Annotated in this window: 14 protein-coding genes and 1 pseudogene; 7 read left to right on the top strand and 8 right to left on the bottom strand. The window is 64.9% G+C overall.

Features of this window, described 5'->3' with window-relative positions; all coding sequences use genetic code 11:
• The first annotated feature begins 31 nt into the window (after positions 1-31).
• The 6 genes and pseudogenes from AB0305_RS00440 to AB0305_RS00415 all read left to right on the top strand — a co-directional run.
• Positions 32-766 (top strand): flagellar basal body L-ring protein FlgH, encoded by a 735-nt coding sequence (locus tag AB0305_RS00440; protein ID WP_366170379.1) that lies wholly within the window; start codon positions 32-34, stop codon positions 764-766.
• A gap of 16 nt (positions 767-782) precedes the next feature.
• Positions 783-1,898, top strand: a complete 1,116-nt coding sequence (locus AB0305_RS00435) for a flagellar basal body P-ring protein FlgI (RefSeq protein ID WP_366170377.1) — start codon at positions 783-785, stop codon at positions 1,896-1,898.
• 16 nt (positions 1,899-1,914) lie between these two features.
• The gene (gene flgJ, locus AB0305_RS00430; protein WP_366170375.1) at positions 1,915-3,009 is read left to right on the top strand and encodes a flagellar assembly peptidoglycan hydrolase FlgJ; all 1,095 of its coding nucleotides are present in this window, start codon (positions 1,915-1,917) and stop codon (positions 3,007-3,009) included.
• A gap of 127 nt (positions 3,010-3,136) precedes the next feature.
• Positions 3,137-5,074, top strand: a complete 1,938-nt coding sequence (gene flgK / locus AB0305_RS00425; RefSeq protein WP_366170373.1) for a flagellar hook-associated protein FlgK — start codon at positions 3,137-3,139, stop codon at positions 5,072-5,074.
• 80 nt (positions 5,075-5,154) lie between these two features.
• The gene (gene flgL / locus AB0305_RS00420; RefSeq protein WP_366170371.1) at positions 5,155-6,114 is read left to right on the top strand and encodes a flagellar hook-associated protein FlgL; all 960 of its coding nucleotides are present in this window, start codon (positions 5,155-5,157) and stop codon (positions 6,112-6,114) included.
• 66 nt (positions 6,115-6,180) lie between these two features.
• Positions 6,181-6,903: pseudogene (locus AB0305_RS00415) on the top strand (YoaK family protein); the annotation flags it as partial.
• Between the two features lie 30 nt (positions 6,904-6,933).
• On the opposite strand, the gene AB0305_RS00410 reads toward AB0305_RS00415, so the two are convergent.
• Both AB0305_RS00410 and AB0305_RS00405 read right to left on the bottom strand, forming a co-directional pair.
• Entirely contained in the window at positions 6,934-7,731 is a 798-nt protein-coding gene (locus AB0305_RS00410; protein ID WP_366170369.1) for a hypothetical protein, read from the bottom strand.
• Positions 7,703-8,962 carry an NAD(P)/FAD-dependent oxidoreductase gene (locus AB0305_RS00405; protein ID WP_366170367.1) on the bottom strand — a complete coding sequence of 420 codons (1,260 nt, stop codon included), beginning with the start codon at positions 8,960-8,962 and terminating at the stop codon, positions 7,703-7,705. Before AB0305_RS00405 ends, AB0305_RS00410 begins: the two co-directional genes overlap by 29 nt.
• 151 nt (positions 8,963-9,113) lie before the next feature.
• On the opposite strand from AB0305_RS00405, the gene AB0305_RS00400 reads away from it, so the two are divergent.
• Positions 9,114-9,842: a class I SAM-dependent methyltransferase gene (locus AB0305_RS00400; RefSeq protein WP_366170365.1), complete on the top strand. Its 729-nt coding sequence runs from the start codon at positions 9,114-9,116 to the stop codon at positions 9,840-9,842.
• A 55-nt stretch (positions 9,843-9,897) separates the two neighbouring features.
• Here AB0305_RS00400 and AB0305_RS00395 read toward each other — a convergent pair whose 3' ends face one another.
• The 6 genes from AB0305_RS00395 to AB0305_RS00370 form a co-directional block, all read right to left on the bottom strand.
• Positions 9,898-10,335 carry a hypothetical protein gene (locus AB0305_RS00395; RefSeq protein ID WP_366170363.1) on the bottom strand — a complete coding sequence of 146 codons (438 nt, stop codon included), beginning with the start codon at positions 10,333-10,335 and terminating at the stop codon, positions 9,898-9,900.
• 66 nt (positions 10,336-10,401) lie between these two features.
• The gene (locus AB0305_RS00390; protein ID WP_366170361.1) at positions 10,402-10,836 is read right to left on the bottom strand and encodes a hypothetical protein; all 435 of its coding nucleotides are present in this window, start codon (positions 10,834-10,836) and stop codon (positions 10,402-10,404) included.
• A complete protein-coding gene (locus AB0305_RS00385) occupies positions 10,833-12,080 on the bottom strand; it encodes a beta-ketoacyl synthase N-terminal-like domain-containing protein (protein ID WP_366170359.1) in 1,248 nt (415 codons plus the stop codon). Before AB0305_RS00385 ends, AB0305_RS00390 begins: the two co-directional genes overlap by 4 nt.
• A gap of 59 nt (positions 12,081-12,139) precedes the next feature.
• Positions 12,140-13,366: a beta-ketoacyl-ACP synthase gene (locus AB0305_RS00380; RefSeq protein WP_366170357.1), complete on the bottom strand. Its 1,227-nt coding sequence runs from the start codon at positions 13,364-13,366 to the stop codon at positions 12,140-12,142.
• Positions 13,366-14,094, bottom strand: a complete 729-nt coding sequence (locus AB0305_RS00375) for a 3-ketoacyl-ACP reductase FabG2 (protein ID WP_366170355.1) — start codon at positions 14,092-14,094, stop codon at positions 13,366-13,368. The genes AB0305_RS00380 and AB0305_RS00375 overlap by 1 nt, the downstream gene beginning before the upstream one ends.
• Positions 14,091-14,573, bottom strand: coding sequence for a hypothetical protein (locus AB0305_RS00370; protein ID WP_366170353.1), 483 nt, complete (start codon positions 14,571-14,573; stop codon positions 14,091-14,093). Before AB0305_RS00370 ends, AB0305_RS00375 begins: the two co-directional genes overlap by 4 nt.
• Positions 14,574-14,575 lie beyond the last annotated feature (2 nt).

Below are 14,575 nucleotides of genomic sequence, written 5' to 3'. Positions count from 1 at the left end.
TGTGCGGCGCAGTTTTTAAGGAAGTCGTGCGATGCAAACCCCCCCGGTCTACTCGCTTACGGATAGCGGCCGCGCTGTCCGGTTCGTTCGATTGGCTGTGCTCGGCACGGCCACCTTGCTCGCTTCGGCGTGCGGCTTCCTGCCGCCGCAGGCCCCGATCGTGCAGGGGCCGACCACGGCGCGCCCGCCGATGCCGGTGATGGCGCCGCGCCAGAACGGAGCGATCTACCAGGAAGTGGCATCGGGCAGCGGCGGTTTTCGCGGCATGTTTGAGGACCGCCGCGCACACATGGTGGGCGACACCATCACCATCGTGATCACCGAGAACACGGCGGCCAGCAAGCAGATGACCGGCACCGTAGACCGCAGCGGCAGCATGAGCGCCTCGGTGCCCACCTTCGCGGGCATGAACGCCGGCGTGTTGTCTCTGCTGGGCGTGTCGGCCACCGACGCCAACAAGTTCGACAGCAAGGGCGCGAATGGCGCGCAGAACAACTTCACGGCCACCATCACCGTGACGGTGGTGGAGGTGCTGTCCAACGGCAATCTGGTGGTCAGCGGCGAGAAGCAGACCGCCGTGGGGCAGGGCACCGAGTCCGTCAAGTTCTCGGGTGTGGTCAACCCGACCACCGTCAACAACCAGAACACGGTGCTGTCCACCCAGGTGGCGGACGCACGCATGGAATATCGCGGCACGGGCTATGTGGCCGAGTCGCAGCAGATGGGCTGGCTGTCACGGTTCTTCCTGACCGTGTCACCGTTCTAAGGGATCAGCCATGACTTTGCTTCGAACGCGGTTACATCGAATCCTTGGCGCGGCCCTGCTGGCACTGAGCGCAATCAGTGGCGCGGCCCATGCCGACCGCATCAAGGATCTGACCACCATCGCTGGCGTGCGTGAAAACGCGCTGATCGGCTATGGCCTCGTCGTGGGCCTCGACGGCAGTGGCGACCAGACCACGCAGACGCCGTTCACGATCCAGAGCTTCAATAACATGCTCACGCAGTTTGGCATCAACGTGCCGGCCGGTGCGAGCATCCAGCTCAAGAACACTGCCGCCGTGGTGGTCACGGCTTCGCTGCCCGCGTTTGTGCGGCCAGGCCAGACCATTGACGTGACGGTGTCGTCCATCGGCAATGCCAAGAGCCTGCGCGGCGGCACGCTGCTGCTCACGCCGCTCAAGGGCGTGGATGGCCAACTGTATGCGCTGGCGCAGGGCAACGTCGTGATCGGCGGCGCGGGCGCGTCGGCCAACGGCAGCAAGGTGCAGATCAACCAGCTCGGCGCCGGCCGCATTGCCAACGGTGCCACGGTGGAGCGCGCCGTGCAGGCCACGGTGGGCGAGGCCGGCAGCATCCAGCTCGACACCGGAACGACGGATTTCGGCACCGTGCAGAACATTGTCTCGGCCATCAACAAGCAATTTGGCAGCGACACGGCCCAAGCCGCCGATGGCCGCACGATCAACGTGCGCGCGCCGGCCCTGGCGTCGGATCGCGTTGGCTTTGTCGCCAAGCTGCAGAACATTGAAGTGACGCCGGCATTGGCCGCTGCGCGCGTGGTCATCAACGCCCGCACAGGTTCGGTGGTGATGAACCAGCTCGTCAAGCTGGAGCCCTGTGCGGTGGCGCACGGCAGCCTGTCGGTCACCATCAGCACCGAGCCGGTGGTGAGCCAGCCGGCGCCGTTCTCGCAAGGGCAGACGGTGGCGGGCGCGCGTTCCAACATCGAAGTCAAGCAGCAGGGTGGCAGCCTCATCAACGTGAAGGGCGGCACCAACCTGGCGGACGTGGTCAAGGCCATCAACGCGATTGGCGCCAACCCGCAAGACTTGATCTCGATCCTGCAGGCGATGAAGGCAGCCAACGCGCTGCGCGCCGATCTGGAAATCATCTGATGCCGGGGATGCAGCAATGACAATAAACTCCTCCGACCTCACCAGCCGCCTGGCGCTCGATTCCAAGGGTTTCGAGTCGCTCAAGCAGACGGCGCGCACCGATCCGACCGGCGCCACCAAGACCGTCGCCAAGCAGTTCGACGCGATTTTCGTGAACATGATGCTCAAGCAGATGCGCGATGCATCGCCGCAGAACGGGCTGTTCGATTCGTCATCGAACAAGATGTATACATCGATGCTTGACCAGCAGCTCTCGCAGACCATGGCCGCGCGCGGCGTGGGCGTGGCGGACCAGCTTCTGAAGCAGATGCTGCGTCAGGCCAACCGCGTGAATCCCGATGCGTCCACAACGCCGGTGAACACCGCGCTGTCGAATACCACCGCCACCAACACTGCCTTGCCGGGCGCTGCCGGTTCTGCGACGGATGCCGCCAAGGCCATCGCCCGGTCGTCGCTCAACAGCATTGCTGCATCGGCCGCCACGGGCACGGAAGACGACGGCTCGGGCATCAGCACCGTGCCGCGCCCCGGCCTGGAAGAACGTGTGCAGCGCGCTTTGGCTGCCCTGCGCAAGCAGGCGGAAGCCGAAAGCAAGTCCGCCAACGCTCTGGCTGATGTGGATTTGTCGACCGTGGCGTCTGAGCCTGGCGGCAGCCGCATGGCCAGCTTCTACAACAAGCTGATCGGCCACGCTTCGCAAGCGGCACAGGAAACCGGCATCCCGGCCAATTTCATGATTGGCCACGCCGCGCTGGAATCCGGCTGGGGCCGCCGCGAAATCAAGGCCAAGGATGGCTCCAACACGCATAACCTGTTCGGCATCAAAGCCGGCGGCTCGTGGACGGGCAAGACCGCAGTGGTGACCACCACCGAATACATCGGCGGCGTCGCCCACAAGGTCCAGGAGAAGTTCCGCGCCTACAGCTCGTACGCCGAGGCGTTCAAGGACTACGCCAGCCTGCTGTCCAACAACCCGCGCTACAGCAATGTCGTGGCGGCGGGCAATGGCAACGATGCAGCGTCGTTCGCCAAGGGCCTGCAGCGCGCCGGCTACGCCACCGACCCGAACTACGCCCACAAGATCATGGCGGTGCTCAAGCAGATTGCTTGAAGTGAATTAATCGTCATATTTCAACGCATCGGCCGGCTCAAGTTTGTTCTTGACCGGCCGATGTTGTTTGTAGGCTTCATCTCGGCGGCATCGTGCCGCCTGTACCAGGGCAATCCGCGAGACAACCATGAGCAGCTCCCTCTTGAACATTGGCGCCACCGGCCTACGGGTTGCCGATATCAATCTGCAGGTGACCGGCAACAATATTGCCAACGCCAACACGCCCGGCTATTCGCGCCAGGAAGCTGTGCAGACGGAAAACATTCCGATGTACGCCGGCGTCGGCTATCTGGGGCAGGGTGCCAACGTCACGACCGTCAAGCGTATTTACGACCAGTTCCTGACCGCACAGGTACAAAGCGGCCAGGCGGCCACCAGCGCCGCGGACCAGCTCAACAGCCTGGTTTCCGGCCTGAGCAAGTACATGTCGGACAGCAACAGCGGCCTGAGCTCCGCGCTGACTAGCTTCTTCAACAGCGCAGACAGCCTGGCGTCCAACCCGTCGAGCACGACCGCACGCCAGGTTTTCCTGAACGCAGCGGCCGGCCTGCAGCAACGCTTCAATTCGATTTCCGGCCAGATGAATGCGCTGTCTGGCCAGGTCAACACGCAGGTGCAGACGCAGATCAGCTCGGTCAACGGCACCGCGCAACAGATCGCTTCCCTGAACGACCAGATCGCCAAGGCCGAGGCCTCGACCGGCCAGCCCGCCAACGACCTGCGCGACCAGCGTGATCAACTCGTGCAAACGCTCAACCAGTCGATCAAGGCGAGCGTGGTGCAGACCGGCGACGGCCAATACAACATCTACGTCGGCAACGGTCAGGCGCTGGTGCAAGGCAACCAGAGCTACCAGTTGACGCCGGTGCCATCCCAGTACGATCCGACGCAACTGTCGGTGGGCTACAAGAGCCCGGCTGGCACCGTCACGATTGACGACAGCCAGCTCGGCGGCGGTACGCTGGGCGGGTTGATGGATTTCCGCCGCAACACGCTCATCCCGGCGCAGAACAGCCTCGGCCGTCTGGCCACCGCCGTGTCGGCCGACGTGAACGCGCAGAGCAAGCTCGGCATGGACGCCAACGGCAAGATGGGCACGGACTTGTTCTCCGTGGGCGCGCCGAGCGTGGCGGCCAGCACCAACAACACCGGCAGCGCCACGGTCACGGCCAGCATCACCAACGCCAACGCGGGGCAGGGCTACGACTACCAGATCAAGTACCAGGGCGGCGCCTACACCGTTTCGCACTATCCGGACGGCTCGGCCTCCATTACGGTGACGAGCTGGCCGACCACCGTCGACGGCATCACGCTCAACGTATCGGGCACCATGAACAGCGGGGATTCGTTCCTGGTGCGCCCGACGGCCAACGCCGCATCGACCATGCAGACGTTGACCACCGACTACCACAACGTGGCGGCAGCGTCCCCGGTGGTGCTCACGCAGGGCAGCAACAACACGGGCAGCGCCACGGTGCCGTCCATTGGCGTGGACAGCACGTATGCCGGTTCGCCGCTCGCCTCGCCGGTCACGCTCACCTACAGCTCCGCCGTGGGCGGTTCGCTGTCGGGCTTTCCGGGCAGCGTGACGGTCACCGCCAATGGCACGTCCACCACCTACACGGGCGGCACTGCACCGTACACCCAGGGTGCCACGTATGCGTTCAACGGCGTGCAGATGACGCTGTCGGGCTCGCCGGGCAATGGCGATACCTTCACCGTTGCGGCCAACACCGCCAACAGCACCGACAGCGGCAACGCCAGCGCGTTGGCCAAGCTGCGCAATGCCACGCTGCTCGACGGCGGCACCAGCTCGATTGGCTCGGCCTGGAACACGCTGGTCACGCAAGTGGGCGTGCAGGCCAATACCGCCAGCACCAACCTGACGTCGCAGAAGGCGCTGCTGGCGAGCTCGACGTCGCAGCAGCAATCCGTGTCGGGCGTGAACCTCGATGACGAGGCGATGAACCTGATGAAGTACCAGCAGGCCTATCAGGCGTCAGCCAAGGTGATGCAGACGGCCAATACGCTGTTCGATTCGCTGCTGTCGATCGCCAACGGCTAACCGGTTCGGTGTACCCGCCACTGAAGAATCACGCCCCTCTGCCGATAACGCTCTAAAGAAGCCTTCCGTCCGGACCGATCATGCGAGTCAGTACCGCCCAGTTCTTCGCGCTCTCCAGCGCCTCGATGCAGAACACGCAGTCAAATCTGTTGACGCTGCAGCAGCAGATTTCGAGCGGCATCGCCCTCAACAGCGCGGGCGACAACCCCAGCGCGTTTGGCCAGATGGCGCAATTGCAGCAGACGCAAGACGCCAACGACCAGTACCAGGCCAACCGCGACGCCACCGATGCCCGCCTGACCAACGTGTCGTCGGCCCTGACCAACCTGGTGACGACGCTGCAGCAGGGCAAGCAATCGCTGGTGGGCGCCAACACCTCGCTGATGACGGATTCGCAGCGCATTGGCGTGCTGGCACAGGTCAAGCAGCAGTATCAGCAGTTGCTGGCAACGGCCAACCAGCGTGATGCCTCGGGTGTGGCGCTGTTTGGCGGTGCCAACGGCACGACCGATCCCTTCGTCAGCACCAGCGGTTCGGTGCAATACGTGGGGACCGGCCAGCCGCCCACGGTGCAGGTGTCGCAAAACATTTCGATGCCCAATTCGGTGTCGGGCGATTCGGTATTCGTGCGCATTGCCAATACGGACCCGGCCAACCCGAACACCAACCAGAGCATCTTCAAGACGTACGAGAACCTGATCACGGCACTGTCGACGCCGATCAACTCCGCCACCCAGGCCACGGACGTTGCCAACCTGCAGAAGGCCGTGCAGACCGCACAGGGCAATCTGGACAACGCCTATCAGGTGGCGCTGCAGGCGCAGGTGACGGTGGGTACGCAGCAAGCGCAGATCACCACGCTCAACAGCAGCGGTTCGAATTACGGCGAGCAGTTGAAGGAGCAGATCTCCAAGCTGCAGTCGGTGGATTACACCAGCGCCATCTCGCAGTTCTCGCAACAGCAGGTGTCGCTGCAGGCCGCTCAGAAGACGTTCACGGCCATGCAGGGCATGTCGCTGTTCCAGTACATCAATCCTTGATCTGCCGGGGGCGGGCGGCAGGGGGCGCGGCGTATCATGTCGGCTCACCTACCGTCGGGATTGGCTATGCCCATCCAATACCTTCGCCGCCTGACCAGCCCTGAACGCTCGGAGGACGCCAATCGGCGCCTCGGGCAGTCCCTTGCCTTCGTGGCGGGTGCCGCCAACGCTGGCGGATTCCTCGCCGTCAAACAATACACATCGCACATGTCCGGCATCGTCTCGGCGATGGCCGATGACCTTGTGCTGGGCGACGTGGTACTCGTGCTTGCGAGCTTTGCCTCGCTGCTGGCGTTTCTGTGCGGAGCCGCCTGTACGGCGGTACTCGTCAACTGGGGCCGCCGGCGCAGCACGCAAAGCGAGTTTGCGCTGCCCCTCATGCTGGAGGCTGCGCTGCTGCTGCTCTTCGGGCTGATGGGCACGTCGCTCGGGCAATACCGCGTCGTGTTCGTGCCGGCCACGGTGGCGCTGCTGTGCTTCTTGATGGGGCTGCAGAACGCCATCATCACCAAGATTTCGAAGGCGGAGATCCGCACCACGCATGTGACCGGTCTGGCGACCGATATCGGTATCGAAATCGGCAAGGCGCTGTACTGGAACCACGGCCATCCCCATCTGCCGACGGTGGTCGCCAACCGGCCCAAGCTGCGGCTGCTGGCCTCGCTGCTGGGGATGTTTTTCGTGGGCGGCGTGACGGGCGCCCTGGGCTTCAAGCACCTGGGCTATGCGGCGACCATTCCACTGGCATCGATCCTGATGCTGCTGGCCGTGGTGCCGGTGGTGGACGATCTCATGTCGCACCGCCGATAGGCGTGTCGCTCAGCGCAGCACCAGCCCGACGCCGATGGCGCAGCCCAGCACGATGAGCCACGGCACGGCTGTTTTGACGACGATGGTGCGCAGCCAGTCGCCATCATCTGCCCGCCGCATGGAACGAAGCAGCCCGCCCGCCAGCAGCACCTCGAACGCGGCTTCCGACAGCAGCATCGGCCCTTGCGTGTAGAAGTACGTCAGCACGCCCAGGCATGCGGCTGCAGCGGCCGCCACCACCGCAATCACCAGCACGATGGGTAGCGCTTCGTCGGCGGACGACAGGCCGTCGGTCACGCTGCCGGCATCGCCCAGTAAGGACGTGTCGCCGGCACTCGCAAAGGGTTCGAAGTCGGCTGAGGCACCGGCACCGCTGAAGGTGCCGCCGTGGTCGCCGATGTGGGTCGCTGCCCGGCTCGCGTTCCCCCCGATGCGCGGCAGGCCGAAATCAAAGTCGAGACTGACTCCGTCGCTACCGCCGTCACTACCCGCGCTCGCGCGTTGCGCCTTGCGGCGCTGCGTGAACCCGGTGTAGAGCAACCACAGCTTGATGGCGACGAGCATCGCCAGCCAGGCGCACACGGTGGCCACGGCATACCGCCATGGACGCGAATCCAGCCCCGCCCAATGCAGCGTCTTGCTGCAAGCCACGCCCCACGTCAACGACCAAAGCACGATCAGCACGACGTGAAACCGCAGCGCAAATCGTGCCGCCAGCCGGCGGCCGATGTCGCGTTTGAGCCGGAACTCCGAAGCGGCGTTCGGGGTGGCTTGCTGCTTAGGCCGCTTCGAGCTTGCAGACTTCATGCAGCGTATTGAGGCGTCGCACCGGATCGGTCACGAACGGGTTGGTTTCATCCCATGCGTAGCCGGCCAGGATCGCGCTGATCATGCGGCGGATCCCCGGCGAGTGGCGCGGGTGGAAGATGATGTCCTGCAGCTCGCCCGTGTACCAGCGCTCGACGAAGGCGCGGAAGGTGTCGACACCCTTGCGCAGCGGCCGGTCGTAGTCGGTCAGCCAATCGACTGCTTCGCCGTCGAGCTGGCGCAGGAGCGTGCGCGTGGCCAGCTCGGCTGAGCGCAGCGCAATCGTCACGCCCGACGAGAACACCGGGTCGAGGAACTCGCCCGCGTTGCCGAGCAGCGCGTAGCCGGGGCCATACAGGCGTTCGACGTTCGCGGCATAGCCGCCGATCTGGCGCACAGGCATCAGGAATGGTGCGTTGCCGATCAGCGCGGCGATATTCGGCTCGGCCTGGATAAGGCGGCGCAGGGTGGTCTCGCGTTCGGCTTCCGGCACGTCGAGGAAGCTGGCTTCAGCCACGCAGCCTACCGACGAGCGGCCGCCGGCCAGCGGGATCATCCAGTACCAGACGTCGCGGCGCTCGGGGTGCACGGCAATGCAGATCTTGTCGCGGTCCGTGCTGCCGGCGGGCAGCGCGTCGCGCACGTGTGAGAACAACGCCGCGCGAGTCGGCATGCCGGTGGGCGCTTCGAGGTTCAGCAGGCGCGGGAGCACACGGCCAAAGCCGCTCGCGTCGAGCACAAAGCGCGCGTGTACGGCATAGGCGTTGCCGGCCTCGTCTTCCACTTCCAGTACGGGAGCGTCGCCAGGCTGCATGGCGCGCACGGTGTGGCCGAAACGCACTTCAGCGCCTTGCTGGGCGGCGCATTGAATCAGCACGTTGTCGAATGCTGCGCGTTCGACCTGATACGTCGTGCCCCAGCCGGCGGAGTGCTTGTCGCGAAAATCGAATGCGGCGCTTTTATCACCGTGCACGAAATGCGCGCCGTTCTTGTATTGGAAGCCGGCTTCGACAACGGCCTGCAGCATGCCCGCCTGCTCCAGGTAAGCCATGCTTTGCGGCAGCAGGCTTTCGCCAATGGAGAAACGCGGAAAATGCTGTCGCTCCAGCACCAGTACGTTGCGCCCGGCCTGCCGCAGCAGCGCCGCAGCCACCGCCCCCGAGGGGCCCGCGCCAATGATGGCGACGTCAACGTGTTCGTGCTGTTCGATTGTTTGAGGGGTGGAGTGCATTATCGGTTGTGAATATCGCTGTCTGTTTGGCCGCGGCCGAGATAACGGGCGAGCTTACGTCTTCCGGTTCGCTTTGAAAACCGGCATTCATTGTCGGTACAATGCGCCAGCCTTGTACCTGCGCCCATTTTCAGAGCCACATTGTTCATCCATGGAAACCACTTCAACGCCTGCGCATGTTGGTTCGTTTGTACCGGAAACCGCATTTGGTGTCTGGTTCCTGCGCACGTATACGTGGGAGCACCATGTGCTGCGCGTCGCCATCAACGACCTCAAGCGGCTGATCACCACGCCGTTGCCTGAGGCGCCCGTACTGGTGGATGTGGGTTGCGGCCAAGGTATTTCATTCCGGCTGCTGGAGAAAGCGTTTGCTCCGCAGCGCATTGTCGGTGTGGATTGCCATGCGCCATCGCTCGATGCAGCTCGTAAGGCCGGAAACGCCATCGGCACGCCAGTGGAGGTCATGCACGGCGATTGCGCCGCACTGCCGCTGCCCGACGCCTGCGCAGACATCGTCTTCTGCCACCAGACGTTTCACCATCTTGTCGAGCAGGAGCGTGCGCTGGCCGAATTTCGCCGCATCCTGAAACCGGGCGGCGTGCTGCTGTTTGCCGAATCGACCGATGCGTACATCAAATCGTGGGTGATCCGTTTGCTGTTCCGGCATCCCATGGAAGTGCAAAAGAGCGCCGACGGTTATCTGCAGATGCTGCGTGCCGGTGGTTTCGCGTTTGAGCAGCGCAACGTGTCGCTGCCGTATCTCTGGTGGAGCCGCGCAACGGATTTCGGCCTGTTCGAGCGCCTGGGCCTGCACCATCCCAAGCCGGGTAAGCGGCGCGAGACGCTCGTCAACGTCGCCGCCACCAAGCCCGCGGCCTGATCGGCTGTGCCAAGTCTGCCGGCGAACCCTCCCGCCGGCAGCGTCCGTTAGCACGTTACTTCTTCAGGGTCACAACCTCGCCTTTCAGGGCCACGCCGGACATGAGCGCGCCCGAGCCGCACGTGAATTCCGTCGCGCTGGCCGTCAGGTTGTTCTTGTAGTTGCTCTTGATGTTGATGACCGCGTTGCCGCCCATCTCGCGGGCACGCTCCTGCAGCGCCAGCACGGCCGACAGGAAGACGTACTGGCAAGCGGCTTCATCGCTGCGGCCGACACCGTTGGTCTTCTTGTTGGTGGCGATCTCGCCCATCGACTTCACCACGGCCTTGTGCTTCTGGTCTGCAAAGCTCAGTGCGATATCGCTGCCGACCTTCTCCGAGCCGGGGCTCTTGAGCGCGGCCTCGATCGAGTAGGTCTCGACATCGTTGCGGGCGAAGGCGGCGGTGCTTATCGTGGCGACGCACAGGGCAGCCAGCATCAGGTGACGTTTCATTCCAGACTCCTTGTTGTTGTATTGCGGTTGGGGAAGGGGCTGCCAGAACGGATTGCCGATTACGGATTACTTGGCGGATTCGACCGTCACCAGCTCGCCGCTCACGCGCAGCGCGGCCGACACGCCGCTGACGCCACAGGTGTAGTTGTTGGCGTCTTTGCTCACGGTGGAGTGGAACCAGGTCTTGATGTTGATGACGGCGTTGGCCCCCCGGTCGTGCGCGGCGTTGGTGAGCTGGCGCAGCGCGTCGGCCAGTGTGGCGTTGCAGATTTCGACCTCGGTGGCGGTCTTGCGCGGCGGGTGCGACGACTTGGTGACTTCGCCCAGTTGGGTCACCACGGCCGGGTGCGGCTGATCACCAAAGTACAAGGCGACCCCGGGCGCGAACTGCTGCGATTGCAGCACCGGCTGGATCGGGTACGTCATCACCTCGGTGCCTGCGTAGGCCACCTGGGTGAGCATGGCCAGTGCGCCGGCGGCCAGTAGCAGTGGGGTCTTCATCGAGAGCACTCCTGTTCTTGTTGTTGCGTTGAGAAATCGCCATCTCTGGCATCAAACATCAGCCCGGCGCAACTGCCGCCGAAGCCGAAGGAAATCGACAGCGCACGGCTGATTTGCGCAGGGCGCGTCTTCCGTACCAGCGGCAGGCCCATCACCGCCGGGTCGGGCGTTTCAATGCCGACCGAGCCCGCGACAAAGCCGTCGCGCATCATCAGCAAGGTATAGATGGCTTCGTGCGCGCCTGCTGCGCCCGGTGGATGCCCGGTGAGCCCTTTGGTGGACGAGAACGCCGGCACTTCCGCGCCGAACACGGCTTGCAGGGCCAACACTTCTTCCACGTCGCCCGATGGCGTGGAGGGGCCGTGGGTGTTGATGTAGTCGGGCGGCGCACCTGCCTCGTCCAGTGTTGCTTGGATGGCGCGCGCAATGCCGGGCGCGCGGGGCGACACCATGGAGCCCACATCGGTGCTCTGCCCAAAGCCGGTCAGCTCGGCATAGATGCGGGCGCCGCGGGCCTGCGCATGCGTGAGCGACTCCAGCACCAGCATGCCGGCGCCCGAGCCCAGCACGAAGCCATCGCGTGCGGTGTCGTAGGGGCGCGATGCACGTCTGGCGTGCTCCGGCGTGTCACCCGGCGCCCGCGAGAGCGCGCCCATGGCGTCGAAGAACAGTGCGTAGCTGTCGTGCAGTTCTTCCGCGCCGCCGGCGAGCATGATGTCCTGCTGGCCCGAGCGAATCCAATGCGCAGCCTGCCCAATGGCCAGGGCCGACGTGGTGCACGCAGATGACGGCGAATAGCTGATGCCGCCCAGTCCGAATACCTGCGCGAGGTTGGCTGACACCGTGCTGCTCATCACCTGCGGCACGATGTAGGGCGAGGCGCGCTCCACACCGCGTACGCGTACGCCATCCAGCGCGGTGTCGTACGCAGCCAATGCGCCGCTGCCCGAACCCGCAACCAGGCCAGCGCGCGGCGATTGCAGCGCTGCCATGTCGAGCCCGGCATCGTCGACGGCCTTGCGCGCGGCGTGACAGGCCATGCGCGCCGTCTCGCCCATAAAACGCTCGAATTTGCGCGCAAACGGCGGTTCGTCCTGCACGGAGGCCAAACCCGCTACCTGGCATGACAGCCCCATCGCCTGCCAAGCCGGCATGGGCACCAGCCCCGAGCGCCCATCGCGCAGCGCGGCGGAGACCGCGTCGAGCGTATTTCCCAGGCAACTCACGATGCCCAGGCCCGTCACGACCACGCGTTCGGGCGCGCCAGATGTGCACGATGAGGGGGACAACCGGCGAGCGTGCATCAGTCGACGCGCTTGAAGATCAGCGACGTGTTGATGCCGCCGAACGCAAAGTTGTTGCTCATCACGTAGTCGACATGCAGCTCGCGTGCGCTGCCGGCGATGTAGTCAAGCGGCGCGCAGGCTGGGTCGACGTTTTCCAGATTGAGCGTGGGCGCGAACCAGTTGCGCTTCATCATCTCGATGGTCCACCACGCTTCGATGGCGCCGCATGCGCCCAGCGTATGGCCGATGTAGCTCTTGAGGGAGCTGATGGGCATCGACGGGCGGAACACCTCGGCGGTGGCCTGGCTTTCGGCGACGTCGCCCAGGTCGGTGGAGGTGCCGTGGGCGTTGACGTAGCCGATGGCGTCTTGCGAGAGGCCGGCGTCTTGCAGCGCAAGCCGCATGGCATGGCTCATCGTCGCGGCGGTGGGCTGCGTCATGTGCGCGCCGTCAGAGTTGCAGCCGAAACCGACCACCTCCGCGTGGATGCGTGCCCCGCGTGCGCGGGCGTGGTCATAGTCTTCTAGCACCAGCGTGGCCGCACCTTCGCCCACCACCAGGCCGTCGCGTGCCTTGTCAAAGGGGCGAGGCGTGAGGTGCGGTTCGTCATTGCGTGTGCTGGTGGCGTAGAGCGTGTCGAACACCGCCACGGCCGGTGCGGAAAGCTCTTCCGCGCCGCCGGCCAGCATCAGCGTTTGCTTGCCGGTGGCGATGGCCTCGTACGCATAGCCGATGGCCTGGCTGCCAGATGCACATGCGCACGAGGTGGGGATGATGCGGCCCTTCAAGTCCCAGAACAGCGCCACGTTGACAGCCGTGGTGTGCGGCATCATCTGCACGTAGCTGTTGGACGTCACGCCCTGCATCGAGCCCGTATCGAGCATGCTGCCGAACGCGCGAATCGGCTGTACCGAGCCCGACGACGAGCCATACGCCACGCCCATGCGGCCATCGGCGATGGAGGTGTCGCCCGTGAGCCCGGCATCGGCCAGTGCCATTTCGCTCGCGCGCACGGCGTACACCGACACCGGCCCCATCGAGCGTGTCTTCTTGCGCGGGTAGTCCGCGGGCGTGGTGAAGGCTGGCAGTGGCGCGGCCAGGCGCGCGTGCAGGGTGTCGAAGTAGTCCCACTCCGGCATGCGGCGCACGGCGTTGCGGCCTGCTTCGATGGCGGATTGGATTTCGCTCCACTCGGAGCCCAGGGCGGTCACGCCGCCCATGCCCGTCACAACAACGCGCTTCATCAGACGATCCCACCGTTGACGCCAATCACTTGCCGCGTGACGTACGACGCCGCGTCCGACATCAGAAAGCCCACCACTGCTGCGACTTCCGCCGGCTGCCCGACGCGGTTCATCGGCACGGTCTGCAGCGCGTGGTTCAGATGCTCCATGTTCGACAGCATTTCGGTCTCGATCAACCCCGGCGCCACGCAGTTCACGGTGATGTTGCGCGAGGCCAGCTCCACCGCCAGCGCCTTGGTCGCGCCGATCAACCCGGCCTTGGCGGCGCTGTAGTTGACCTGTCCGCGGTTGCCCATCACGCCCGACACGGACGCGATGGTGACGATGCGCCCGCCCTTGCGTGCACGCACCATCGGCATGGTGAGCGGGTGCACCACGTTGTAGAAGCCGTCCAGGCCGGTTTCCAGCACGATGTCCCAGTCTTCATCCGTCAATGCGGGGAAGGCGGCATCGCGCGTGACACCCGCGCACAGGACGATGCCGTAGTAGGCGCCGTGTGCTTCCACGTCGGCTTCCAACTGCGTGCGGCAGGCGTTGCGGTCGCGCACGTCGAACTGCAGCACGCGTGCCGTGCCACCTTGCGCCTGGATGCCGGCCACCACGGCCTCGGCCTCGGTGCGGCCGCTGCGGCAATGCACGGAAACGTCGAACCCGTCCGACGCCAACTGGTAGGCGATGGCCCGGCCGATGCCGCGGCTGGCGCCCGTCACAAGAACACGGCGGCTCATGCTGTGAAACTCCCTTCGATGAATGCTTGAAAATCGGTCGGCTGGTACACCTTGATGATGGCCTTGGCCAGCGTCTGCACGTCGGCGCTGATTGTGGCGCTGATGGTGCACTCGTACGCGCCATGACCCTCTGCGCCGCGCAGCAACTCGCGCGCTTGCACGCGCAGCGGTTGTCCTTGCGCGAAGGCTGGCACGCTGGCTTCGTACTTGCGCGAGCCCAGCAGCACGCCGGGCCGCGCCGGTTTGCCATCACGTGTTGAGAGCAGACCCACGTGCGCGGCAATTGCCTGCGCCATCAGTTCGATGCCGATCCACGCGGGCATGTTGCCAGCGGCGTCGGCATACCAGGCAGCGGGGTCGACATGGGCGAGGGCCGTCAGGGTTTCGTCATCCCACGCCTCCACGCCTGCGAGCAGCAGCATGGTGCCGCGATGCGGCAGGATGGATTCGATGGGCAAGATGGGAAAGTCGGCGCTCATGC

The sequence above is a fragment of the Arthrobacter sp. NPDC080086 genome (assembly GCF_040702285.1).
The sequence above is the reverse complement of the archived record's forward strand: the minus strand, read 5'-3'. Positions and strand labels throughout refer to the sequence as shown.